This window comes from Pseudomonas sp. SWRI77, assembly GCF_014269105.1.
GTDB lineage: Bacteria > Pseudomonadota > Gammaproteobacteria > Pseudomonadales > Pseudomonadaceae > Aquipseudomonas > Aquipseudomonas capeferrum.
Genome location: NZ_JABWRV010000076.1, coordinates 1 through 472, shown reverse-complemented (window position 1 = coordinate 472; position 472 = coordinate 1). Strand labels below are relative to the sequence as shown.

Sequence of the window (472 nt, the reverse complement as noted above, 5' to 3'; positions counted from 1 at the left end):
ACCGCCTTCGGTTACCGAAGGGTTGGCGGTCAGGGTCGCAGTGGTGTTGTCGACCGAGTCGTTGATCGTGGTCTGCGCTGGGGTCGGGTTCGGCGTCAGCTGCTCGAAGTTACCGCCGGTAGCGTCGGTGATGGTGGTGCTGACAGTCGAACCGTTGTTGTAGACGTCGTTGTCCGGGGTCTGGAAGTCAACGCTGCCTTGGGTCTTGCCGGCTTCAACAGTGATGGTTTGGCCGTTCGACAAGGTCACCGTAACCGGAGTCTGGGCAGGGTTGCTCAGGGTCACGGTGTAGGTGATCACACCGCCTTCGGTTACCGAAGGGTTGGCGGTCAGGGTCGCAGTGGTCACATCGACCGAGTCATTGATCGTGGTCTGCGCTGGGGTCGGGTTCGGCGTCAGCTGCTCGAAGTTGCCGCCAGTGGCACCAGTGATGGTGGTGCTGACAGTCGAGCCGTTGTTGTAGACGTCGTTG

General features: G+C 61.0%; 1 protein-coding gene. It reads right to left on the bottom strand.

Annotated elements, in window-relative coordinates; all coding sequences use genetic code 11:
* On the bottom strand, nucleotides 1–472 hold a 472-nt coding region (locus HU766_RS26035; RefSeq protein ID WP_186661872.1), incomplete at both ends, for an immunoglobulin-like domain-containing protein.